We start from the raw sequence: 23,364 nt of genomic DNA, 5'->3' as shown, positions 1-23,364 counted from the left end.
GAAAGTCATGCGTGAAACCTTCCTCTCGCCAGGTGGTCCGACAGAACCTGCTTAACGGATGGACTCTGTTGACCCTATAGATGAACCTGGACCTGTGTGATGGTCCCTCGCAATGGGTAGACATCGGCCGACCGAACGGAGGTGAGTGGTGCCCATCGAACACGGGGATGTCGGCTGCTGGGTGGTGAAGTGCAACCCGGTGACCGGGACCGACTACTTCGCGGCCATCGCTGCAGATGATCAGGGCCAGGGACCTGTCCCGGACCTCTATGCAGACAGCTGGTGCCTGAGTCCGCGGTCCGGCAGAAGCCGGATGGTGAGGACCGGCGACCTCATAGCCCTGTGGGTGACCGGTCCGAAGAACCCCGGAATCTATGAGGTGGGCTGGGTGGTCGAGAACCGCGAGGACCTTTCGAACTCGATCGGCGCCCCCGAACCACGAAAGGTCCACTACATGGGCTTGCGGCTCGGCGCGGACAACCATGTGCCGCGCGGGCTGATCCAGGCCACCCCGGGTCTGGACCGGTGCGAGCAGCTGCGGGCGCCGATGATGTCCAATCCCAGTTATCTCACGGTCGACGAAGCCGGGGTGCTTGCTCGTCTCGTCTCGGCCAGGGTGTCCGAGGATGCCATGGCAGCGGCCCGGTGGAACACGCTGCTCACCTGATCACCAGCCGCGTTCGCGCCACTCGTCGAGGTGAGGCCGCTCGGCCCCCAGAGTGGTGTCGAGCCCGTGCCCGGGGTAGACCACAGAGGTGTCGTCGAAGCGGTCGAAGAGTTTGGTCGTCACGTCGTTCAGCAGGATCTCGAAGTCGCCGTCGCGGTGTGTCTTTCCGACACCACCCGGAAAGAGCGAATCGCCCGTGAACAGGTGGGCGACGTCGTCTTCGAGTGACAGCGCGATGGAGCCGTCGGTGTGACCCTTCAAATGGATGGCCTCCAGGCGGAGCTCGCCGACCTCGATGACGTCGCCCTCGTCGATCAACCGGTCTGTCTTCACCTGAATCGGCTCGGCGTCGATTCGGCCTGCGGCGGTGGGAAGACCGGTCGCCTTGACCACCTCTTCGAGTGCGATCCAATGGTCCGGGTGCCAATGGGTGGTGAAGATCAGCTCGATGTTGCCGTGATTCCTGATCAGCTCGATGAGAGTGTCCGCGTCGTTCGCAGCATCGATCAGCAGCGCCTTGCCGGTCTGCTTGCAGGTGATGACGTAGACGTTGTTGTCCATCGGACCGACCGACAATTTGACGATGGTCGCCCGGGGAGTCGATTTGCGTTGAGGGACTTCGGATTCACTGAAGTCACCGGTGTATGTGTCGGAGATCGGGGCCGCTGCACTCATGGCTCAAGACCTTACTTGGTCACTGGACTCGGTCACTGGCCCTGAAAGGTCCGGCGATAACGGGTCGGGGATGTCCCCAGGTGGTGGCGGAGGTGGTGACGGAGATTGGCCCCGGTGGCCAGACCCGACAGCCTGGCGACCTCGTCGACCGGAAGGTCGCGGGACTCGAGTAGTTCGCGGGCGTGGTGCACACGCTGTTTACGGACCCAGACCGCAGGCGTGTCACCGGTTTCTTCGCGGAATCGCCGGTTGAAGGTACGCACACTCATGTTGGCCTGCCGGGCGAGCTGGGCAACGGTGAGTGGCTCGGTCAGGTTGTGGCGAGCCCACTCCCGCACCGCCGACGTGGAAGCGTCACCGACGTCGGGTACTGCGGCGTCGATGTATTGGGCCTGGCCGCCATCGCGCCACGGTGGCACCACGCAGTACTTGGCCACCCGGTTCGCCACCCGCGCACCGTGGTCGCGGCGAATCATGTGCAGACACAGGTCGATTCCTGCGGCAAGGCCCGCCGAGGTGAGAACGTCCCCGTCGTCGACGAACAGAACGTCCTCGTCGAGGTGCACCGCCGGGTAGAGCCGACGCAGGTCGTCGGCCTTGTCCCAGTGGGTGGTCGCCGGTCGGCCGTCGAGAAGCCCCGCTGCCGCGAGCGCGAAGGCGCCGGTGCAGATCGACACCATGCGGGTACCCGTCCGAACGCGCTCCAGCGCTTGACGCAGTTCGGCGGGGCAGGTGCCGTTGAATCGGACCTCGTGCAGCCTGGTGCCGGGGATCACGACCGTGTCCGCCGAGTCGAGAGCCTCAGGACCACGGGTGGGCACCATCGCGAACCCGGACAGGGTCCGCACGGGCTCGGTCGACAGGCCGATCAACTCGACGTCGTACAAGGGATTTCCCGCATCGTCGGCGGCCTGCCCGAACACCATCGGCGGAATCGTGGCATCGAACCCGATCACCGGCTCGAGCATCAGCACAGCGATTCGATGAGGAGTCGGGATGCGAGAAGCCATGGCAGCATTTTTTCAGATGTTGTCATCTATGCCAATGGCGGCGCCGATCGGCGACAGCGAGAGTTGTCCGGTGACCATCGCCGAGACCCCGCGCGTCCGCTCCGGCCCCCGTCTGCACTGGGCGTGGACAGTGGCCGCCATCAGCTTCGTGGCTCTTCTTGCAGCGGCCGGTTTCCGGTCGGTTCCCAGCGTGATGATGGACCCGTTGCACGAGGAGTTCGGCTGGTCCCACGGCACGGTGGGTCTGGCGATGTCGATCAACATGACATTGTTCGGTCTGACCGCGCCGTTCTCGGCGGCGTTGATGGACCGTTTCGGAGTGCGTCCGATCCTCGCCGGCGCACTCACCCTGATCGCACTGGGCACCGCCCTCAGCGTCTTCATGACCGCCGGGTGGCAGCTGCTGCTGCTCTGGGGCGTTCTGGTGGGTATCGGCACCGGGTCGATCTCGATGGGGTTCGTGGCCACGGTCGCCACCCGCTGGTTCGTCGAACGCCGCGGATTGGTGACCGGGGTCCTGACGGCTGCTAGCGCCACGGGGCAGCTGATCTTCCTCCCGCTGGTGGCCCTGGTCACCACTCGATACGGGTGGCGGTTGGCGGCCCTCATCGTCGCGGCAGCTGCCTTGGCGGTGGTTCCGCTGATCGTGGTCTTCATGCGAAACCATCCGAGTGACAAGGGGATCAGCGCATACGGTGCGCCGATCGAGCAGCAGCCGTCGCTGCCGCCCGTCGCGCGCTCGGGCAGTTTTCGCATGGCTCTGGACGGGCTGGTGATCGGTGCGCGTACACGGGTGTTCTGGTTGCTCGCGGCGAGTTTCGCGATCTGTGGGGCGACGACAAACGGACTGATCGGCACCCACTTCATCCCGGCTGCGCACGACCATGGAATGCCGACAACGGTCGCTGCAGGTCTACTCGCCACCATCGGGGTGTTCGACGTCGCAGGCACGATCTTCTCCGGCTGGCTCACCGACCGTGTGGACGCTCGGATCCTGCTTGCCGTCTATTACGTGGGAAGGGGAGTGTCACTGCTCGCCCTGCCCGTGCTGCTGTCTCCGCATGCAGAACCGAGCACATGGGTGTTCATCATCTTCTACGGTCTGGACTGGGTAGCGACGGTCCCGCCCACCATCGCGCTGTGCCGAACCCACTTCGCGGACCGCACGCCGGTGGTGTTCGGCTGGGTATTCGCCGCGCATCAACTGGGGGCTGCGGTGGCGGCGTTCGGCGCGGGCCATCTGCGCGATCAGCACGGCAGCTACGACATCGCGTTCTACGTCGCGGCCGGCCTCTGCGTCGTTGCTGCGCTGCTGTCCCTGGGCATTCGGAGGCCCGTGGTTGCCAACACACAACCGTCGGTGCCATCGGACCGGCTCGCGCACGATAAGTGCTGATCAGCCGGGTGAGATGAGTGGTTGACAGTCGGCTCGGCCGGGGTGCGATTTGCTGGGGCCGGTATCTTGTCAGTGGGTGCCTCTAGCATTGCCGGGTACGCCCCTGGCTGACACCGACCTTCCGACCTGCATGCGGTCGGTACCCCCGATTCGACACCGAAAAGGACCACTGTGGCTGATCGCCTCATCGTGCGCGGAGCCCGCGAACACAACCTGCGCGGCATCGACGTCGACCTCCCGCGTGACAGCTTGATCGTCTTCACGGGGCTGTCCGGCTCGGGAAAATCGAGCCTCGCGTTCGACACGATCTTCGCCGAGGGGCAGCGCCGCTACGTCGAGTCGTTGTCGGCATACGCGCGCCAGTTCCTCGGTCAGATGGACAAGCCCGACGTCGACTTCATCGAGGGACTGTCACCCGCGGTCTCGATCGACCAGAAGTCCACCAACCGGAACCCGCGTTCCACCGTCGGCACCATCACCGAGGTCTACGACTACCTCCGTCTGCTCTACGCACGTGCGGGCAAGGCCCATTGCCCCGAGTGCGGTTCGGCCATCGAGAAGCAGACCCCTCAGCAAATCGTCGACCAGGTGCTCGAGATGGAACAGGGCATCCGTTTCCAGGTGTTGGCGCCGGTGGTCCGCACCCGCAAGGGTGAATTCGTCGACCTGTTCGGAACCCTCCAGACACAAGGCTTTTCGCGTGCCCGGATCGATGGCGTGGTGTACCCGCTCACCGATCCGCCAAAGCTCAAGAAGCAGGAGAAGCACGACATCGAGGTCGTGGTGGACCGGTTGTCCGTCAAGTCCTCGGCGAAACAGCGACTCACCGACTCGGTCGAGACCGCATTGGGTTTGGCCGACGGTGTGGTGGTGCTCGACTTCGTCGACCTGGAGGAGAACGACCCCCACCGGGAGCGGCGCTTCTCCGAGCGGATGGCCTGCCCCAACGGCCACCCGATCGCCATCGACGACCTCGAACCGCGGTCCTTTTCTTTCAACTCGCCGTACGGTGCATGCCCGGAGTGCGACGGGCTCGGCATCCGCAAAGAGGTGGACGAGGAACTCGTCGTTCCCGACCCGGACCTGTCGCTTGCCGACGGTGCGATCGCGCCGTGGTCGGGCGGCCACAACGCGGACTATTTCCTCCGGTTGCTCTCAGGCCTCGGCGACGAGATGGGGTTCGACACCAAGACGCCGTGGAAGAAACTCCCGCTCAAGGCGCGTAAGGCGATCCTGAACGGCAGCGACCACCAGGTGCACGTCCGTTTCCGCAACCGCTACGGCCGCACGCGCTCGTACTACACCGAGTTCGAAGGTGTGATGTCGTTCCTGCACCGGCGCATGGAACAGACCGAGTCCGAGCAGATGAAGGACCGGTACGAGGGATACATGCGTGACATCCCCTGTCCCGAGTGCGGTGGTGCCCGCCTGCGCCCCGAGATCCTCGCCGTGACCCTCGACCACCAGCGTTTCGGTGAGAAGTCGATCGCGGACGTGTGTGCGTTGTCGGTCGCCGAGTGCGCCGACTACCTGTCCGACCTCAAGCTGGGCTCGCGCGAGCAGGCCATCGCCGGACGTGTGCGCAAAGAGGTGCAATCCCGCATCACATTCCTGCTCGACGTCGGTCTCGAGTACCTGTCGTTGTCACGGGCTGCCGGATCGCTCTCCGGCGGCGAGGCGCAACGCATCCGCCTGGCCACCCAGATCGGCTCCGGTCTGGCCGGCGTGCTGTACGTGCTCGACGAACCATCGATCGGTCTCCACCAGCGCGACAACCGTCGTCTCATCGACACCCTCACCCGGCTGCGCAACCTGGGCAACACCCTCATCGTCGTCGAGCACGACGAAGACACCATCCGCTCGGCCGACTGGATCGTCGACATCGGACCGTATGCCGGCGAGCACGGTGGGCGTGTGGTGCACAGCGGTAGCTACAAGGATCTGCTGACCAACACCGAGTCCCTGACCGGTGCATATCTCTCCGGTCGCGAGTTCCTCGAGGTCCCCGAGATCCGGCGTCCGATCGACCGCAAGCGACAGCTGACCGTTGTCGGCGCACGTGAGCACAACTTGGACAACATCGACGTGGTGTTCCCGCTCGGTGTGCTCACCGCGGTCACCGGCGTCTCGGGTTCGGGCAAGTCCACGCTTGTCAACGACATCCTGGCCACGGTGATGGCCAACAAGCTCAACGGTGCGCGCCAGGTACCGGGCCGGCACACGCGGATCAACGGCATGGACAATCTCGACAAGCTGGTGCGCGTCGACCAGTCGCCCATCGGTCGGACCCCACGGTCGAACCCGGCCACCTACACCGGTGTGTTCGACAAGATCCGTACTCTCTTCGCCGCGACCACCGAGGCGAAAGTTCGTGGCTACCAGCCGGGACGATTCTCGTTCAACGTCAAGGGCGGTCGCTGTGAGGCGTGTACCGGCGAGGGCACCATCAAGATCGAGATGAACTTCCTGCCCGACGTGTACGTCCCCTGCGAGGTGTGCCACGGTGCGCGGTACAACCGCGAAACGCTGGAAGTCCACTACAAGGGCAAGACCATCTCCGAGGTCTTGGACATGCCGATCGAGGAGGCCGTCGATTTCTTCGAGGCCATCACCTCGATCCACCGGTACCTCAAGACCCTCAACGACGTCGGCTTGGGCTACGTCCGACTCGGACAGCCGGCCCCGACACTGTCCGGTGGCGAGGCGCAGCGCGTGAAGCTGGCCGCAGAGCTCCAGAAGCGGTCGACCGGACGCACGGCATACGTGCTGGACGAGCCGACCACCGGCCTGCACTTCGAGGACATCCGCAAGCTGCTCAAGGTGATCAACGGGCTCGTCGACAAGGGCAACTCCGTGATCGTCATCGAGCACAATCTCGACGTCATCAAGACCGCGGACTGGGTCATCGACATGGGGCCTGAAGGTGGTTCCGGTGGCGGCACGGTCGTGGCGGAAGGTACGCCCGAAGATGTCGCAGCCGTGGCGGAGAGCCACACCGGAAAGTTCCTCGCGGAGATGCTCAAACCGCAGACGGTCGCATCCGTCCCGGCCAAGCCCAAGCGCAAAACGCCCGCACGCAAAGCTGCAGCAAAGCAGACTGGTCGTAAGCAAGAGGTCGCAGCGAGTTGATCGCGGCCGACCGGCTGTTCCATCCATCGAGTAGGAGTCAGCACCATGGTTGACATGAAGCCGCGCAGTCGCACCGTCACCGACGGGATCTCGGCGGCACCCAGCCGCGGGATGTTGCGGGCGGTCGGAATGGGCGACGAGGATTGGGGTAAGGCCCAGATCGGCATCGGGAGCTCGTGGAACGAGATCACCCCATGCAACCTCTCGCTCGATCGGCTCGCGCAGGCGGCCAAGGAGGGCGTGCACGCCGGCGGTGGTTATCCACTGCAGTTCGGCACCATCTCGGTGTCGGACGGCATCTCGATGGGCCACGAGGGCATGCACTTCTCACTGGTGTCGCGGGAGGTGATCGCCGACTCGGTGGAAACCGTGATGCAGGCCGAACGGCTCGACGGGTCGGTTCTGCTCGCCGGTTGCGACAAGTCTCTGCCCGGGATGCTGATGGCCGCCGCTCGCCTCGACCTCGCATCGGTGTTCCTCTATGCCGGCACCATCGCCCCCGGTTGGGTCAAGCTGAGTGACGGCACCGAACGGGATGTCACGCTGATCGATGCTTTCGAGGCCGTCGGGGCGTGCCGGGTCGGTTCGATGTCCGAGGAGGATCTCGGCCGCATCGAGCGCGCGATCTGTCCGGGTGAGGGTGCCTGCGGCGGTATGTACACCGCGAACACGATGGCGTCGATCGCCGAGGCGATGGGTATGAGCCTCCCGGGGTCGGCGTCACCGCCCGCAGCGGACCGCAGGCGTGACGCCTTCGCACACCGTTCCGGCGAGGCAGTGGTCAACCTGATCCGTCTCGGCATCACCGCCCGCGACATCATCACCAAGCCCGCGCTGGAGAACGCCATCACGGTCACCATGGCCCTTGGCGGTTCCACCAATGCCGTCCTGCACCTGCTGGCCATCGCCAGTGAAGCGGATGTCGATCTCGACCTCGACGACTTCAACCGCATCGGCGACCGCACCCCCCACCTGGGCGACCTCAAACCCTTCGGCCGGTTCGTGATGAACGACTTCGACCGTCACGGCGGTATCCCGGTGGTCATGAAGGCTCTGCTCGACGCCGGTCTACTCAACGGGGATGCACTGACCGTCACCGGAAAGACGTTGTCGGAGAACCTCGCTGCGATGGACATCGCGCCACTCGACGGCGACGTCATCCGCACGCTGAGCAACCCCATCCACAAGACCGGCGGGATCACGGTGCTCCACGGCTCGCTTGCTCCCGAAGGCGCGGTGGTGAAGTCCGCGGGATTCGACGCCGACACCTTCGAGGGCCCGGCGCGAGTGTTCGAGCGCGAGCAGGGTGCGCTGGCCGCCCTCGCGGACGGCGTCATCAAAGCCGGTGACGTGGTCGTCATCCGATACGAAGGTCCGAAGGGCGGACCGGGCATGCGCGAGATGCTCGCGATCACGGGCGCCATCAAGGGGGCCGGTCTCGGCAAAGACGTGTTGCTGCTGACCGACGGCCGCTTCTCCGGCGGCACCACCGGCCTGTGCATCGGGCACCTAGCGCCCGAGGCATCCGACGGGGGACCGGTGGCCTTCATCCGCGACGGCGACCGCATTCGCGTCGACATCGCTGCGCGGACATTGGACCTCCTCGTCGACGACGACGAGCTGGAGTCACGCAAACAGGATTGGCAGCCTCTCGACCACAAGTACCAGCGGGGTGTGCTCTCCAAGTACGCCAAGCTGGTCCGTTCGGCGTCCGTCGGAGCCGTCACCCACTGACCCCGCCGAACCCCGAAAGTGTGCCCTTATGGCGAGTGAATCTTAAGGGCACCTCCGCCACAAGGGCACACTTCGGGCTAGTCGGTGACGGGGCCGGTCTGCTTCTCGCCTGGGCCCTTCCCCGGTTCATCTGGATGCGCACTGGCCTCGCGGAAGGCGAGCTGCAGACTCTTGAGGCCGTCGCGCAGGGGAGCGGCGTGGATACCGAGGTCGGCAACCGACGACTGTACGAGTCCGGCCAGTGCGCCGATCAGTTTCCGCGCCTCGTCGAGGTCGAAGTGCGGGCTCGTCGCCGGGTCGCTCTCGGACAACCCGAGCTTTTCCGCCGCCGCACTCATCAACATCACCGCAGCACGCGTGATCACCTCGATGGCCGGAACCTCGGCCAGGTCGCGCACCTCGGGCTCGGAATTCACGTTTTCCGTCATGGCTGTTAGACTTTCACCTACGACCGCCCTGGCGTACGCCGGGGTTGCAAGTGGAGTTCACACTCCCACCGCTCGACGTCGGTGTCTTCGCAAGAAGCCCGCACAGTTGAACGGTCCGGTTTTGTCGCCGGAGGTATCCGTGTCAGCGGAATATTTCCGGTGGCCTCTGAGTTGGAGGCTGTGATCGCTGGGATGCGATAGGTGACATGAACCGGTCGGTGTGGGCCCCGTCGATGAACTTTCATCGAGCCGGGGCCTTTTCGCTGAGGATCTGTCTTCGCCAGTTGCTCCCGCGGTCCAACCCGACAGAAAACGTCTGCCACGAGGAACCACCTACGTACGCGGACACAAATGAGGAGGCCCCATCAGCACTGAGACTCGTATCAATGAGCGCATCCGAGTTCCCGAGGTCCGTTTGGTCGGACCGAACTCGGAGCAGGTCGGCATCGTCCGCGTGGAAGATGCCCTGCGCTTGGCTATCGAGGCCGATCTTGATCTGGTCGAGGTGGCCCCGAACGCGCGCCCGCCGGTCTGCAAGATCATGGACTACGGCAAGTTCAAATACGAGGCGGCACAGAAGCAGCGCGAATCGCGTCGCAACCAGCAGATGACCGTCATCAAGGAGCAGAAGCTCCGCCCCAAGATCGACGACCACGATTACGAGACCAAAAAGGTCACGTCATCCGCTTCCTCGAAGCCGGGTCCAAGGTCAAGGTGACGATCATGTTCCGCGGACGCGAACAGTCGCGACCCGAGCTCGGTTACCGATTGCTGCAGCGCTTGGGCAACGACGTCGGCGAGTACGGGTTCGTCGAGACCTCCGCCAAGCAAGATGGCCGCAACATGACGATGGTTCTGGCCCCGCACAAGGGCGCCAAGACCAAAGCACAGGCTCAAGCTCAAGCTCAGGCACCGAAAGCGCAACCAGCGCAGAGTGCACCCAGTAAGCCTGCGGCAGATTCAGGACCGGCTCCGGCCGCAAATCCTGAAGGCTGACCGCCTCCCAGGCTGATCGAGAAGAAAGGCATGACCATGCCCAAGACAAAGACCCACAAGGGAACCGCGAAGCGATTCAAGGTGACCGGCAGTGGCAAGATCGTCCGCCAGCGCGCAAACCGTCGCCACTTGATGGAGCACAAGCCCACCAAGCGCACACGTCGTCTCGACGGCACCGTCGTCGTCTCCGAGAACGATGCTCCCCGCATCAAGCGCCTGCTGAAGATCTGACGCTCCCCACAGACCACCCGCTGGCCGGTTCCCGGCAGCCGCACTACTAAGAGGTAAATCAACGATGGCACGCGTAAAAAGGGCGGTAAACGCCCAGAAGAAGCGTCGTACAACCCTGGAGGCTTCCAAGGGCTACCGCGGACAGCGTTCGCGGCTCTACCGCAAGGCCAAAGAGCAGCAGCTGCATTCGCTCACCTACGCGTACCGGGACCGCCGGGCGCGCAAGGGCGAGTTCCGCAAGCTCTGGATCTCGCGGATCAACGCCGCAGCCCGGGCCAACGACATCACCTACAACCGCTTCATCCAGGGTCTGAAGATCGCTGGTGTCGAGGTCGACCGGAAGATCCTCGCCGAGATCGCCGTCAGCGATCCCGAGGCGTTCACCGGTCTGGTTGCTGTCGCCAAGAAGGCGCTGCCGTCGGACGTCAACGCGCCGGCCGCCTGATCGAGCCCGCCAACAACATGTCCGCGCCGGACGTTCTCACCGAACGTTCGGCGCGGATTGTTTCGTACGCCAAACTGCACCGTTCCGCGGGCCGACGCAAAGCAGCCGCATTCCTGGCCGAGGGCGCCAACTCGGTGGCGGCTGCACTACAGAGTCGTCGCGCCCGAGTCCTGCTCGCGACGGACGACGCGCACCTCCGGCACGCTGACCTGATCGACGACGCTCAGCGCATAGGCATCGAGGTCTGCGCGATCACCGAGGGCGCCGCGTCCAAGCTCGCCGACACGGTCACCAGCACTGGTCTGTTCGTGATTGCCGACCTGGTCGACGTACCCCTAGTCGACGTACTGGCGACCTCACCTCGCCTGCTTGCGGTTCCCGTCGAGATGACCGACCCCGGCAATGCCGGCACGCTCATCCGAACTGCAGATGCAATGGGCGCCGACGCCGTGGTGCTGGCAGGCGACAGTGTGGACCCCCACAACGGGAAGTGTGTGCGTTCCACCGCCGGAAGCGTTTTCCATATCCCCATCGCTCGTGAGCGTGACATCGATGTGGTCCTGGCAGAACTGCGTGCCGGCGGGGTCGCGATCTGCGCGACATCCGGGAATGCCGAGCTGAGTCTGCCCGAGGCCGGCCACGTGTTGTCGGGTCCGACTGCGTGGCTCTTCGGCAATGAGGCGCACGGTCTGCCCGAGGACATCCTCGGCCGCGCCGACCATCGCATCTCGATCCCGATCAGGGGCCGGGCCGAGAGCCTCAACTTGGCTGCTGCGGCCGCGATCTGCCTGTATGCCAGCGCCGATGCGCATTCGGGTGTCGACTACCCTCGTACGGGGTCCAGCCCGACCCCCTGAACCTTTTTCTCCACCATCTGACGAGCAGGAGTTACCGCAGCCGTGGCCGACGAGTCGATCCCAATCAGCGAGGCGGACAAGCCACTCGCGACCGCAGTGGACGCCGCTGTGGCAGCGTTCTCCGACGCGGTCGACCTGCCCGCGCTCGCGGTCGCCAAGACCGAACACATGGGGGACAAGTCGGCGATCGCTCTGGCTCGCCGCGAGCTCGGCGCGCTGCCCAAAGAGCAGAAAGCCGAAGCGGGCAAGCGGGTCAACATCGCCCGCGGCCAGGTCCAGCGCGCCTACGAGGAACGACTGGCGGTCTTGACCGCCGAACGCGACGCGGCCGTCCTGGTCGCCGAGACCATCGATGTCACCTTGCCCAGTGCGCGTCGTCCGTCGGGAGCGCGGCACCCGATCACGGTGATCGCCGATCAGGTTGCCGACGTGTTCGTCGGGATGGGCTGGGAGATCGCCGAAGGACCCGAGGTCGAGACAGAGCACTTCAACTTCGATGCGCTGAACTTCCTGCCCGACCACCCGGCGCGTTCGATGCAGGACACCTTCTACATCGCTCCACCCGATTCGCGGCAGGTGCTGCGTACGCACACCTCACCCGTCCAGGTCCGCGCGATGCTCTCGCGTGACCTCCCGATCTACGTCGCCTGTCCGGGCCGCACGTTCCGCACGGACGAACTCGACAGCACCCATACCCCGGTGTTCCACCAGGTCGAGGGTCTGGCCGTGGACAAGGGACTGACCATGGCGCATCTACGCGGCACGCTCGACCTGTTTGCGAAGGCACTGTTCGGACCCGAGACCGTGACCCGGATGCGGCCCAGCTACTTCCCGTTCACCGAACCATCGGCCGAGGTGGACGTCTGGTTCACCGGTAAGAAAGGCGGCGCAGGCTGGGTAGAGTGGGGCGGCTGCGGCATGGTCAACCCTAATGTGTTGCGCGCCAGCGGAATCGACCCAGACGTCTATTCGGGATTCGCTTTCGGCATGGGTCTCGAACGCACGCTGCAGTTCCGCAACGACCTGCCCGACATGCGCGACATGGTCGAGGGCGACATCCGATTCACGGTGCCCTTCGGCCCCGGCGCCTGATTTCCTTCCGAACGAAAGAGCTGAGTCCCAGTGCAAGTAGCGCAGTCGTGGCTGACCGAAGTCCTGCAACGTGGCGCGCCCGGATGGAGCGCATCGTCTGCCCAGATCGATGAAGGTTTCGTGCGGGTCGGCTTCGAGATCGAAGAGATCCGCTCGTTGCCCGTGATCACCGGTCCGCTGGTGGTCGGCCGGGTCAACCACATCGAGCAGCTCACCGAGTTCAAGAAGCCGATCCGGTACTGCCAGGTCGACGTCGGTGAAGCCGATGATCGCGGAATCATCTGTGGTGCACAGAATTTCGCCGAGGGTGACCTGATCGTCGCAGCTCTGCCGGGCAGCGTCTTGCCAGGCGACTTCGCCATCGCGGCACGCAAGACCTACGGCAGGGTGTCCGACGGGATGATCTGCTCGGTGTCGGAGATGGGCATCGGCAACGATCACAGCGGGATTCTGGTGTTGCCGCCGAACATCGCCGCCCCGGGGTCTGACGCCCGCGCGGTCCTGGGCCTGGACGACACCGTCATCGACGTCAATGTGACTCCCGACCGTGGCTACGCGTTCTCGGTCCGGGGGTTGTCCAGGGAGCTCGCCTGCAGCTTCGATCTCGAGTTCGTGGATCCCGCGGATAAACCCGATCTGTCCACGAGCGCAGGCGATTCCGGCTGGCCCGTGCGTATCGACCCCGCGTCGGGGGCCACGCGGTACAGCGCAGCTGTCGTCCGTGGCATCGACCCGACAGCTCCGTCGCCGTGGTGGCTCGTCAAACGGCTGATGTTGGCCGGTGTGCGTCCGATCTCGGCCGCTGTCGACATCACCAACTACGTGATGCTCGAACTGGGTCAACCGCTGCACGCTTTCGACGCTGCGAAACTGTCGGGCGAGATCGTGGTGCGCCGCGCACTCGCCGGGGAAAAGCTGACCACGCTCGACGATGCCGTCCGCGTTCTCGACCCCGAAGACGTTGTGATCACCGACCAGTCGGGACCCATCGCGTTAGCGGGTGTGATGGGTGGGGCGTCCACCGAGATCAACCTCGAAAGCAGCGAAGTGCTGCTCGAAGCCGCTACCTTCGACCCGGTTGCGGTCTTCCGGACGGCAAAACGGCACCGCCTCACCAGTGAGGCGAGCAAGCGATTCGAGCGGGTGGTCGACCCTCGTATCACCGATGTCGCATTGCTCAGGGCTGCCCAGCTGCTCACCGAGATCTGCGGTGGCACAATCGATCCCGTCTACACAGATGTCGGTGATGTGGCTCCGCAGACTCCGGTCACGATGGCGTTGTCGGCGCCTTCGGCCACCGCGGGTATCGCCTATCCCGATGGCACCGCGGTGCGGCGCCTCGAGCAAGTCGGCTGTGAGGTCGCCGCGTCCGGTGACACCCTCACAGTGGTCCCGCCGAGTTGGCGTCCCGATCTACGCCAGAGCGCCGATCTCGTGGAAGAGGTGCTACGCCTCGAGGGCTACGAGAACATCCCGGTTGCCGTTCCGACGGCTCCTGGAGGCACTGGCCTGACCCCGGCCCAGCGCCGCCGACGCAGCATCGGACGCAGCCTTGCGTTGTCGGGCTATGTCGAGGTGCTGCCTTACCCGTTCATGCCTGCGGATGTGTTCGACGTGTGGAACCTCCCGGCCGACGATCCGCGCCGCAACACCGTCAAGGTGCTCAACCCGCTGGAAGCCGACCGTCCGGAGTTGAACTCCACCCTGCTGCCCGGGCTGTTGGAGATGGTCGGGCGCAACCTTGCTCGGGGACAACGTGATCTGTCGATGTTCGCAATCGGTCAGGTGGTGCTGGCCGGTGCCGGCGTGCACCCGGTGCCGGCGCTGCCGGTTGATCGTCGACCCACCGATGACGAGGTCGCCGAGCTGATCTGTTCGTTGCCCGCGCAGCCGCTGCATGTCGCCGCCGTTCTGACGGGTCTGCGAGAGCCGGCAGGGCCGTGGGGCAAGGGGCGTCAGGCCGACCCCACCGACGTCTTCGATGCCGTACGCATCATCGGCCAGGCTGCCGGTGTCGAGCTAACGCTGCGCTCGGGCTCCGAGGTGCCCTGGCATCCGGGCCGCTGCGCCGAAGTTCTGGTCGATGACTCCGTGGTCGGCTGGGCGGGTGAACTGCATCCGGCGGTGCTCGAGAAGATGCACCTTCCGGCACGCTCCTTGGCGCTCGAGATCAACATCGACGCCGTACCGCTCAGCGAGCGCCTGGTGTCGCCGCGTATCTCGCCGTACCCTCCCGTGCTGCAAGACCTCGCAGTGGTCGTCGACGCCGATGTCGCGGCCGCCGATGTGCAGGCCGCGCTGGCCGCCGGCGCCGGTGAGCTGCTCGAGAGCATTGCACTGTTCGATGTGTTCACCGGTGAGCAAGTGGGGGACGGCCGCAAGTCGTTGACCTTCTCCTTGCGCTTCCGGGCATCTGACCGCACCCTCACCGAAGACGAGGCCACTGCAGCCCGCGACGCCGCGCTCGCACAGGCGACGGCGACGGTCGGTGCACAGATGCGGAGCTGACCGACCGGGAGGAGTTACGGACTGATCGGGCCGGTGAGGTAGCGCTGGATCGTGGGTCCGAGGTTGGCGACCACGTCGTCGGCCGGCAGCGAAGCGAGGGGTTCGAAACGCAGCAGGTACCGCGTCATGATCATGCCGAGCACCGCACTGCCCACGAGATTGGCCCGTAGTTTCCCGGTGCCGGCGGGGTTGTCGGCGCGTTCGGTGATGTCTGCGAGCACCACCTCGAGCACCATGGTTCGGATCAGCGTCGGATCGGGTCCACTGATCACGGTGCGCAGCAACGCGATTCCGGATTCTTGCAGTTCGCTGTCCCATACCCCGACTACCGTACGGACGAGGATGGGGCCGAGTTCATCGAGCGGGACCTCGCGCAGAGGCCCCACCACATCGAGCGGATCGATGGGCAATTCGATCGCGGCGAGGAACAGCTTGTGTTTGGTGCCGAAATAGTGGTGCACAAGTGCCGGATCCACTCCCGCGTCCGCGGCGACCGCACGGATGGATGTGCGGTCCAGTCCGTCGCGAGCGAAGAGTGTGCGGGCTGACGCCAAGATCTGTCCCTTGGTGTCAGGTTCACCGGGGCGCCGTCCTGATCGCCTCGGACCGCTCACCCGGGCATCATCTCCAGGTGCCGGTGGCGTCGGACGAGCAGACCCATCACTCGGTCCGCCGCCGCAGCGATCCGGCGGCCAACGCCAGCGCTGCGATGGTGCACAGCAGTACAACCAGCAGGTCCCGCCACATCGTGCCGGTCGGCTCGGAATATCGGCCCACCTGATCCAGCGCCTCCACGGCATAGCTGAGCGGCATCACGTTGCTGATCACCTCGAGCCACCGCGGCAGATCGGCTCGCGGGACGAAGAGTCCACACAGGAACAACTGGGGGATGACCACCACCGGCAAGAACTGGACGGCCTGGAACTCGGTCTGGGCAAAAGCGCTGCACAGCAATCCGAGTCCGACACCGAGGATGGCGTCAAGGATCGCGATCACGAGAACCCATCCGATGCTTCCGGCCGTCTGCAGTCCGAGAACCCAGAACGACACGACACATGCGAGTGCAGCTTGAGCCATCGCGGCCGTGGAAAACGCGGCGGCGTAGCCAACCAGCAGATCCGCCTTGCTCATAGGGGTGGTGAGCAGTCGTTCCAACGTGCCGGACGATCTCTCTCGCAACATCGCGATCGAGGTGATCAAGAACATGATCGCGAAAGGGAGCACCCCGAGCAGAACGAGTGCGATCCGATCGAACGGTTCCGGTCCGCCGGGAGGGCCGACCTGGTTCTCGAACATGAAGTACAGCAACGCCATCAAGATCACCGGGACGAGCAGGATCATGGCGATCGTTCGTGGGTCGGCCTTGAGTTGCCGAAGAACCCGACCGGTGGTCGAGAGCGCGATGGTGGCGTTCATGATGCTGTCCGTTCGGTGATCAGGGCGAGGAAGGCCTGTTCGAGGTTGGTCTGACGCGTCCGGGCGCGTAGGTCGTCGGGAGTGAGTTCTGCGATGACTCCGCCTTCGCGCATCAACACCAGCGCGTCGCAGTGGTCGGCCTCGTCCATCACGTGACTCGATACGAGCAGGGTGGTCCCGGTGTCGGCAAGTGCACGGAACCGCTCCCACAACTCCGCCCGCAGAACCGGGTCGAGACCCACGGTCGGTTCGTCGAGGATCAAGATCTCGGGACTGCCGACGAGCGCGCAGGCGATCGACACCCGGCTGCGCTGACCTCCTGACAACTGAGAGGTTCGGCGACCACGGAAATCGTCGAGACCGACGGCGCGAATCGAGTCGTCCATCAGGTCGCGGCGACGGTAGAGGTCGGCGAAGTAACGGACATTTTCTTCGACGGTGAGATCGGTGTAGACCGAGGGAGCCTGCGTCACGTAGCCGACGCGTCCGCGGAGTTCTTTCGCGCCGGCGGGTCGGCTCAGCACGTCGATAGAGCCTGACGTGATGCGTTGCGTGCCCACCACAGAACGCATGAGCGTGGTCTTCCCGCATCCCGATGGACCGAGAAGTCCGGTGATCGATCCGCGGGGCACCGACAGCGTCACGCCGTTCAGCGCGCGAGTGCTACCGCGCCTGACGACGAGGTCCTCGATTCGGATGGCGGGGTGAGGGTGGTTGGTGGGGTCTGGCTGTGCCATGGCGGTCTCAATTCATCTTGTGTTGAATTCATTGCCTGGTGAATAACATAGAACGCGCGATGGTGGGCGTCAATGGAGGAGCATGTGAATTAACTTGCGGCAGCGTGCATAATGAATCACATGACTGTGTCAGTGGCTGTCGCCGGAGCCAGCGGGTACGCGGGCGGGGAAATTCTTCGCCTGTTACTCGGCCATCCCAAGTACATCTCTGGAGAGATGCGAATCGGTTCACTCACCGCCGGCTCGAACGCGGGGTCGCTGCTGGGTGCTCATCATCCCCACCTTTTACCGCTGGCGGATCGCGAACTCGGCGAGACCACCACCGAAGCGCTGACCGGCCACGACGTGGTGTTCCTGGCGCTCCCGCACGGTACGTCGGGGCCGGTCGCCGACGCTTTGCCGCCCAGCACCCTGGTGATCGACTGCGGCGCCGATTTCCGCTTGCAGGACTCGGCGGAGTGGGACAAGTACTACGGCGGAAATCATGCCGGCAGTTGGCCCTACGGCCTGCCCGAGCTTCCCGGGAACCGCGAGATCTTGTCCGGTGCGTCGCGAATCGCAGTGCCGGGTTGCTATCCGACAGTGAGCACTCTTGCGTTGTTACCCGCTGTCGCGGCGGGAATCGTCGGTCCGCAACTGACGATCGTCGCGGTGACCGGCGCCTCAGGCGCCGGCCGTTCGCCACGGGTCGATCTGCTGGGTTCGGAAGTGATCGGTTCTGCTCGTGCCTACGGGGTCGGCGGGTCACACAGGCACACACCCGAGATCATCCAAAACCTGTCGGCCGTGGGGAACTCACCGGTCAGCGTCTCCTTCACCCCGATATTGGTGCCGATGACCCGAGGAATTCTCGCGACGTGCACAGCTCCCTCGACCGCAACCACCGCCGAGGCGCGTGCCGTGTACGAGAAGGCATATGCGGATGAACCTTTTGTTGCGTTGTTGCCCGAAGGCCGGCTGCCGGCGACGGGCTCGGTGATGGGGTCGAACGCCGTGCAACTCAGCGTGGCCGTCGACGAGCGTGCGGGCACCCTGGTGGCCGTCGCTGCGATCGACAATCTCACCAAAGGCACCGGCGGCGGCGCGGTCCAATCCATGAACCTGGCTCTGGGCTGGGACGAAACAGAGGGTCTGAGCACTGTGGGTGTGGCGCCATGAGCAACGGTGATACGACTGTCAACGGCATCGAGCCCGACTCCGTTGCCTCGCCAGAGAATTGGCGGGAGGTGGCGGCGGGCACCGGATGACTCGATTGCAGGGCGTCACGGCATCCTCAGGTTTCCGGGCTGCGGGCATCGCTGCCGGTATCAAGGCCAGCGGCAAGGAAGATCTGGCGTTGGTGTTCAACGAGGGTCCCGAGTACGAGGCCGCTGGTGTGTTCACGGAGAACAAGGTCAAGGCCGCGCCGGTGTTGTGGAGCCGGCAGGTCTTGTCCACGGGCAGGCTGCGGGCCGTGATCCTCAACTCCGGCGGTGCGAACGCCTGCACGGGGCCCGGGGGGTTCCAAGACGCGCACGCCACGGCGGAAGCCGTGGCAGAAGCCATCAGTGGCTGGGGTACCGAGACCGGCGCCATCGAGGTCGCCGTCTGCTCGACCGGTCTGATCGGTGACCGGTTGCCCATGGACAAGGTGCTGGCAGGCGTGACCGAGGTGGTACACGAGATGGGCGGCGGTATCTCGGGCGGGACCGATGCCGCGCACGCGATCATGACCACCGACACCGTGCCGAAGCAATCTGCGTTCCACCACGCCGAGGGCTGGAATGTCGGAGGCATGGCCAAAGGCGCAGGCATGCTTGCTCCATCGTTGGCAACGATGTTGTCGGTGTTGACCACGGACGCGAAGGTGACCGCGGCTCAGCTCGACGAGGCACTGCGGGCGGCGGCAGCGATCACATTCGATCGGCTGGATGTCGATGGCGCCAGTTCCACGAACGACACCGTGTTGCTACTGAGTTCGGGTGCCAGTGAGGTCGAACCCACGCAGGCCGACCTCAACGAGGCGGTGCGGCTGGTGTGTGACGATCTCGCCGCCCAGATGCAGGCCGACGCCGAGGGTGTCACCAAACGAGTGGTGGTCACCGTGACGGGGGCAGCCAGTGATTCCGAAGCGCTTGTCGCGGCACGCACGATCGCCCGGGACAGTCTGGTGAAGACCGCGTTGTTCGGATCCGATCCCAACTGGGGCCGTGTCCTCGCCGCAGTCGGTATCGCGCCCATCGAGCTCGACCCTGACCGGATTGCCGTGCGGTTCAACGGTTCACCGGTGTGTGAACACGGGATGGGTGTCCCGGGCGCGCGCGAGGTGGATCTGTCGGTCACCGATATCGATCTCACTGTCGACCTGGGAATCGGATCGGGCAGCGCGTGGATCCGCACCACGGACCTGTCCCATGCGTATGTCGAAGAGAACTCGGCGTACTCGTCGTGAAGGGCGCACTCACGCCTCTCGAGAAGGCACACGTTCTCGCCGAAGCGCTTCCGTGGCTGCAGAGGTTCTCCGGCAAGGTGATCGTCGTCAAATACGGCGGCAATGCCATGATCGACGACACCCTGAAGGCGGCATTCGCCGAGGACATGGTGTTCCTGCGGACCTGCGGAATACATCCGGTCGTGGTCCACGGCGGCGGACCGCAGATCTCGGCGATGCTGAAGCGCCTCGGGCTCACCGGCGAGTTCCGTGGTGGATTCCGGGTCACCACGCCGGAGGTGATGGATGTCGTGCGGATGGTGCTCTTCGGCCAGGTCGGCCGGGAACTCGTGGGTCTGATCAACGCACACGGACCCTATGCGGTCGGCATCTCGGGGGAGGACGCGCACCTGTTCACCGCGACGCGCCGCTCGGTTCTCGTAGACGGCGAGGCCACCGATATCGGGCTGGTGGGTGACGTGACGACCGTCGATCCTGCCGCCGTCACCGATCTCATTGCAGCGGGGCGTATTCCGGTGGTGTCGACCATCGCGCCCGACGCGGACGGGGTGGTGCACAACATCAATGCCGACACCGCCGCGGCAGCGCTGGCCCAGGCACTCGGTGCCGAGAAGCTGGTGGTGCTCACCGATGTCGAGGGGCTGTACACCAAGTGGCCCGACCGCGACTCGCTGGTGTCGCAGATCAACACAACCGACCTCGCCGAGCTGCTCCCGCGGCTTGATTCGGGCATGGTCCCGAAGATGGAGGCGTGCTTGCGCGCAGTGGGAGGTGGTGTCGGTCAAGCGCATGTGATCGACGGGCGCACACCGCACTCGATGCTCCTCGAGCTCTTCACGAGTGAGGGCATCGGCACCATGGTGGTTCCCGACCAAGGACATGCGACGCCGCCGGCCTATGGGCATGACGTGCCCGCCGTCGACCACGCTCAGACGCACCCGACACCTAGTGGGGAAAACAAATGACACACGATCGGACCGAGGCCTTGCAAGAACGGTGGTCGGCTTCGCTGATGACGAACTACGGGACGCCGAAGGTGGCCCTGAAGTCCGGGCTCGGCGCGGTTCTCACCGATGTCGAGGGCCGGGAGTATCTCGACCTTCTCGGTGGGATCGCGGTGAACGTCCTGGGGCACGCCAACCCCGGCGTCATCGCGGCGGTGACCGAGCAGATGTCCACTCTCGGACACACCTCGAACATCTATCTCAACGAACCTGTGGTCAAGCTGGCCGAGGCGCTGCTGTCGAGGTGGGGTGTCGAGGGCAGGGCGTTCTTCTGCAATTCCGGCGCCGAGGCCAACGAGGCGGCGTTCAAGATCGCCCGGCGCACGGGGAGGCCAGAGATCATCGCGGCCGAGCAGGCGTTCCACGGACGCACGATGGGGGCTCTGGCACTGACGGGCCAGCCGGCGAAACGCACGCCGTTCGAGCCGATGCCACCAGGGGTGCGCCACGTGCCCTACGGGGACATCGACGCGATGGCCGCAGCCATCGGACCGCAGACCGCTGCAGTCTTTCTCGAACCCATCCTGGGCGAAAGCGGGGTGGTGGTGCCGCCTGCGGACTATCTCGCGTCGGTACGGCAGCTCACCACCGAGCACGGCGCCCTCCTGATCCTGGACGAGGTACAGACCGGAATCGGTCGTACCGGAACGTTTTACGCCCACCAGTCGGTCGGGATCACCCCAGACGTGATCACGTTGGCCAAGGGCCTCGGCGGCGGACTGCCGATCGGAGCGGTCCTGGCGACGGGCCCGGCCGCAGACCTACTCGAACCCGGTCAACACGGCACGACGTTCGGTGGCAACCCGGTGTGCGCGGCGGCTGCGCTGTCGGTGCTCGATCAGATCGACTCACAGGGGCTCACCGAGCATGCTGCGTCGCTGGGCAAGTTCATCACCAGCGGCATCGACGAACTGGGACACCCGCTCATCTCCCATACTCGCGGTGCGGGTCTGCTTCTGGCCGTTGTCCTCACCGAGCCGGTCGCCGGCGCGGCCGAGGCCGCGGCCCGGGAGCGTGGGTTCCTCATCAACGCTCCGGCCCCGGACGTCCTGCGATTGGCACCGCCCTTGATCCTCACCGAGGAACAGGCAGCTGGGTTCGTACAAGCGCTGCCCGGCATCCTCGACGCGGCCGGAAAGGCGCAGTCATGACGCGGCATTTCCTGAGGGACGATGACCTCTCGCCGGAGGAGCAGGCCCGAGTGTTGGCCCTGGCCGCAGAGGTCAAGGCACAACCTTTTGCTCACACACCGCTTTCCGGCCCGAAGGGTGTCGGGGTCATCTTCGACAAGAACTCCACCCGGACTCGGTTTTCCTTCGAGATGGGTATCGCCCAACTCGGTGGGCACGCGGTGGTTGTCGACGGCAAGGAAACCCAACTGGGCCGTGATGAGACGCTGGCCGACACGGGCCGGGTCCTGTCCCGGTATGTGGAGGCGATCGTCTGGCGCACGTACGGCCAGAACCGTCTCGAAGAGATGGCGTCCACCGCAACCGTCCCGGTCATCAACGCATTGTCCGACGACTTCCACCCGTGCCAGGTGCTGGCTGATCTGCAGACGATCGTCGAACACAAAGGTCATGCTGCGGGTCTCACGCTCACCTACCTCGGGGACGGCGCGAACAACATGGCCCATTCTTTGATGCTCGGCTGTGTGACGGCGGGAATGCACGTGAAAATCAGTGCACCGCAAGGATTCACGCCCGACGAACGGTTTGTCGGCTACGCACGGGACCGAGCTGCGCTCACCGGTGGAAGCGTCGAGGTTGTCGTCGACCCGAAGTCGGCCGTTGCCGGGGCCGATGTACTGGTGACCGACACCTGGGTGTCGATGGGTCAGGAAGACGACGGACGTGATCGGAGGGCGCCCTTCCGCGCCTATCAGATCAACGCCGATCTGCTGGCGCTCGCCGATCCCCAAGCGATCGTGCTGCATTGCCTGCCTGCTCATCGCGGGGAGGAGATCACCGACGAGGTCATCGACGGGCCACAGAGCGTGGTGTTCGACGAGGCGGAGAACCGGTTGCATGCCCAGAAGGCGGTGATGTTGTGGCTGCTGGATCAACGGTGACCACCCGGGCCGGCCGACACGCACGGATCATCGCTCTGCTGGCCGGCCGCGAGGTGCACAGTCAGACCCAGCTGCGGGAGCTTCTCGCCGCCGATGGCATCGACGCGACCCAGGCGACGATCTCCCGTGATCTCGATGAACTGGGTGCGGTGAAGATCCGCGGCGCCGACGGCGGATCCGGCATCTACGTGGTGCCGGAGGACGGCTCACCGGTTCGCGGAGTCAGCGGCGGCACCGACCGCTTGTCGCGCCTGATGGGGGACCTGCTCGTGTCGATCGACTCCAGCGGTGCCATGGCGGTGTTGCGAACCCCGCCCGGCGCGGCGCACTATCTGGCCAGTGCGCTCGACCGGGCGAGCCTTCCCGAAGTCGTCGGCACCATCGCCGGGGACGACACACTTTTTGTGCTTGCCCGCGAACCGATCACCGGCGCCGACCTGGCCGAGATGCTCGAGGCGCTGGCATGAGATTCTGAGCAGCACCACCTGACGAACAGCCCTAAGACCTACAACGCACGACCGAACTACAAGGAGTAAC

The 23,364-nt window shown here is 65.1% G+C and carries 21 protein-coding genes and 1 pseudogene; 16 read left to right on the top strand and 6 right to left on the bottom strand.

Annotated elements, in window-relative coordinates; genetic code table 11:
- The first annotated feature begins 148 nt into the window (after positions 1-148).
- Entirely contained in the window at positions 149-667 is a 519-nt protein-coding gene (locus MVA47_RS18395; RefSeq protein ID WP_247209182.1) for a hypothetical protein, read from the top strand.
- Here MVA47_RS18395 and MVA47_RS18390 read toward each other — a convergent pair whose 3' ends face one another.
- Positions 668-1,342 (bottom strand): MBL fold metallo-hydrolase, encoded by a 675-nt coding sequence (locus MVA47_RS18390; protein ID WP_247209180.1) that lies wholly within the window; start codon positions 1,340-1,342, stop codon positions 668-670. It lies immediately after the preceding gene.
- A 32-nt stretch (positions 1,343-1,374) separates the two neighbouring features.
- Entirely contained in the window at positions 1,375-2,352 is a 978-nt protein-coding gene (locus MVA47_RS18385) for a GlxA family transcriptional regulator (protein WP_247209178.1), read from the bottom strand.
- 28 nt (positions 2,353-2,380) lie between these two features.
- Here MVA47_RS18385 and MVA47_RS18380 point away from each other — a divergent pair, with 28 nt between their 5' ends.
- The 3 genes from MVA47_RS18380 to ilvD all read left to right on the top strand — a co-directional run bounded on the left by MVA47_RS18380 (position 2,381) and on the right by ilvD (position 8,611).
- The gene (locus MVA47_RS18380) at positions 2,381-3,748 is read left to right on the top strand and encodes an MFS transporter (RefSeq protein ID WP_281505448.1); all 1,368 of its coding nucleotides are present in this window, start codon (positions 2,381-2,383) and stop codon (positions 3,746-3,748) included.
- A gap of 171 nt (positions 3,749-3,919) precedes the next feature.
- The gene (uvrA, locus tag MVA47_RS18375; protein ID WP_247209175.1) at positions 3,920-6,877 is read left to right on the top strand and encodes an excinuclease ABC subunit UvrA; all 2,958 of its coding nucleotides are present in this window, start codon (positions 3,920-3,922) and stop codon (positions 6,875-6,877) included.
- A 45-nt stretch (positions 6,878-6,922) separates the two neighbouring features.
- Entirely contained in the window at positions 6,923-8,611 is a 1,689-nt protein-coding gene (gene ilvD, locus MVA47_RS18370; RefSeq protein ID WP_062799301.1) for a dihydroxy-acid dehydratase, read from the top strand.
- Between the two features lie 77 nt (positions 8,612-8,688).
- Here the strand turns inward: ilvD and MVA47_RS18365 are convergent, their stop codons facing one another.
- Positions 8,689-9,039 (bottom strand): DUF1844 domain-containing protein, encoded by a 351-nt coding sequence (locus tag MVA47_RS18365; protein ID WP_247209174.1) that lies wholly within the window; start codon positions 9,037-9,039, stop codon positions 8,689-8,691.
- A 364-nt stretch (positions 9,040-9,403) separates the two neighbouring features.
- Here MVA47_RS18365 and infC point away from each other — a divergent pair.
- The 6 genes and pseudogenes from infC (at position 9,404) to pheT (ending at position 15,168) form a co-directional block, all read left to right on the top strand.
- Positions 9,404-10,035 (top strand): annotated as a pseudogene (infC, locus tag MVA47_RS18360) (translation initiation factor IF-3).
- A gap of 36 nt (positions 10,036-10,071) precedes the next feature.
- Positions 10,072-10,266 carry a 50S ribosomal protein L35 gene (gene rpmI / locus MVA47_RS18355; protein ID WP_023960686.1) on the top strand — a complete coding sequence of 65 codons (195 nt, stop codon included), beginning with the start codon at positions 10,072-10,074 and terminating at the stop codon, positions 10,264-10,266.
- A 64-nt stretch (positions 10,267-10,330) separates the two neighbouring features.
- Complete coding sequence (gene rplT / locus MVA47_RS18350) at positions 10,331-10,711, top strand: 50S ribosomal protein L20 (protein WP_030173202.1); 381 nt, start codon at positions 10,331-10,333, stop codon at positions 10,709-10,711.
- Between the two features lie 17 nt (positions 10,712-10,728).
- Positions 10,729-11,568, top strand: a complete 840-nt coding sequence (locus MVA47_RS18345) for an RNA methyltransferase (RefSeq protein WP_247209172.1) — start codon at positions 10,729-10,731, stop codon at positions 11,566-11,568.
- 42 nt (positions 11,569-11,610) lie between these two features.
- Entirely contained in the window at positions 11,611-12,660 is a 1,050-nt protein-coding gene (gene pheS, locus MVA47_RS18340) for a phenylalanine--tRNA ligase subunit alpha (protein ID WP_247209169.1), read from the top strand.
- A gap of 30 nt (positions 12,661-12,690) precedes the next feature.
- The gene (pheT, locus tag MVA47_RS18335; RefSeq protein WP_247209163.1) at positions 12,691-15,168 is read left to right on the top strand and encodes a phenylalanine--tRNA ligase subunit beta; all 2,478 of its coding nucleotides are present in this window, start codon (positions 12,691-12,693) and stop codon (positions 15,166-15,168) included.
- A gap of 14 nt (positions 15,169-15,182) precedes the next feature.
- Here pheT and MVA47_RS18330 read toward each other — a convergent pair whose 3' ends face one another.
- From MVA47_RS18330 to MVA47_RS18320, 3 genes are read right to left on the bottom strand one after another with little or no spacing between them, the layout of a single operon-like run.
- Positions 15,183-15,782, bottom strand: a complete 600-nt coding sequence (locus tag MVA47_RS18330; protein ID WP_247209162.1) for a TetR family transcriptional regulator — start codon at positions 15,780-15,782, stop codon at positions 15,183-15,185.
- A 46-nt stretch (positions 15,783-15,828) separates the two neighbouring features.
- Positions 15,829-16,584, bottom strand: a complete 756-nt coding sequence (locus MVA47_RS18325; RefSeq protein WP_247209160.1) for an ABC transporter permease — start codon at positions 16,582-16,584, stop codon at positions 15,829-15,831.
- A complete protein-coding gene (locus tag MVA47_RS18320; protein WP_247209158.1) occupies positions 16,581-17,321 on the bottom strand; it encodes an ABC transporter ATP-binding protein in 741 nt (246 codons plus the stop codon). Before MVA47_RS18320 ends, MVA47_RS18325 begins: the two co-directional genes overlap by 4 nt.
- A 120-nt stretch (positions 17,322-17,441) precedes the next feature.
- Here MVA47_RS18320 and argC point away from each other — a divergent pair, with 120 nt between their 5' ends.
- The 6 genes from argC to MVA47_RS18290 all read left to right on the top strand — a co-directional run bounded on the left by argC (position 17,442) and on the right by MVA47_RS18290 (position 23,294).
- Complete coding sequence (gene argC, locus MVA47_RS18315) at positions 17,442-18,479, top strand: N-acetyl-gamma-glutamyl-phosphate reductase (RefSeq protein ID WP_247209157.1); 1,038 nt, start codon at positions 17,442-17,444, stop codon at positions 18,477-18,479.
- A gap of 85 nt (positions 18,480-18,564) precedes the next feature.
- Positions 18,565-19,752: a bifunctional glutamate N-acetyltransferase/amino-acid acetyltransferase ArgJ gene (gene argJ / locus MVA47_RS18310; protein WP_247209155.1), complete on the top strand. Its 1,188-nt coding sequence runs from the start codon at positions 18,565-18,567 to the stop codon at positions 19,750-19,752.
- On the top strand, positions 19,749-20,717 hold the full coding sequence (argB, locus tag MVA47_RS18305) for an acetylglutamate kinase (protein ID WP_247209153.1): 969 nt from the start codon (positions 19,749-19,751) through the stop codon (positions 20,715-20,717). The genes argJ and argB overlap by 4 nt, the downstream gene beginning before the upstream one ends.
- Positions 20,714-21,907, top strand: a complete 1,194-nt coding sequence (locus tag MVA47_RS18300; protein WP_247209151.1) for an acetylornithine transaminase — start codon at positions 20,714-20,716, stop codon at positions 21,905-21,907. The genes argB and MVA47_RS18300 overlap by 4 nt, the downstream gene beginning before the upstream one ends.
- Positions 21,904-22,827, top strand: coding sequence for an ornithine carbamoyltransferase (gene argF, locus MVA47_RS18295; protein ID WP_247209145.1), 924 nt, complete (start codon positions 21,904-21,906; stop codon positions 22,825-22,827). Before MVA47_RS18300 ends, argF begins: the two co-directional genes overlap by 4 nt.
- Complete coding sequence (locus tag MVA47_RS18290) at positions 22,806-23,294, top strand: arginine repressor (protein WP_051406618.1); 489 nt, start codon at positions 22,806-22,808, stop codon at positions 23,292-23,294. The genes argF and MVA47_RS18290 overlap by 22 nt, the downstream gene beginning before the upstream one ends.
- Positions 23,295-23,364 lie beyond the last annotated feature (70 nt).

It is taken from the genome of Williamsia sp. DF01-3 (genome assembly GCF_023051145.1).
Classification (GTDB): Bacteria; Actinomycetota; Actinomycetes; order Mycobacteriales; family Mycobacteriaceae; genus Williamsia.
This window is presented reverse-complemented; position numbering and strand designations above follow the sequence as displayed.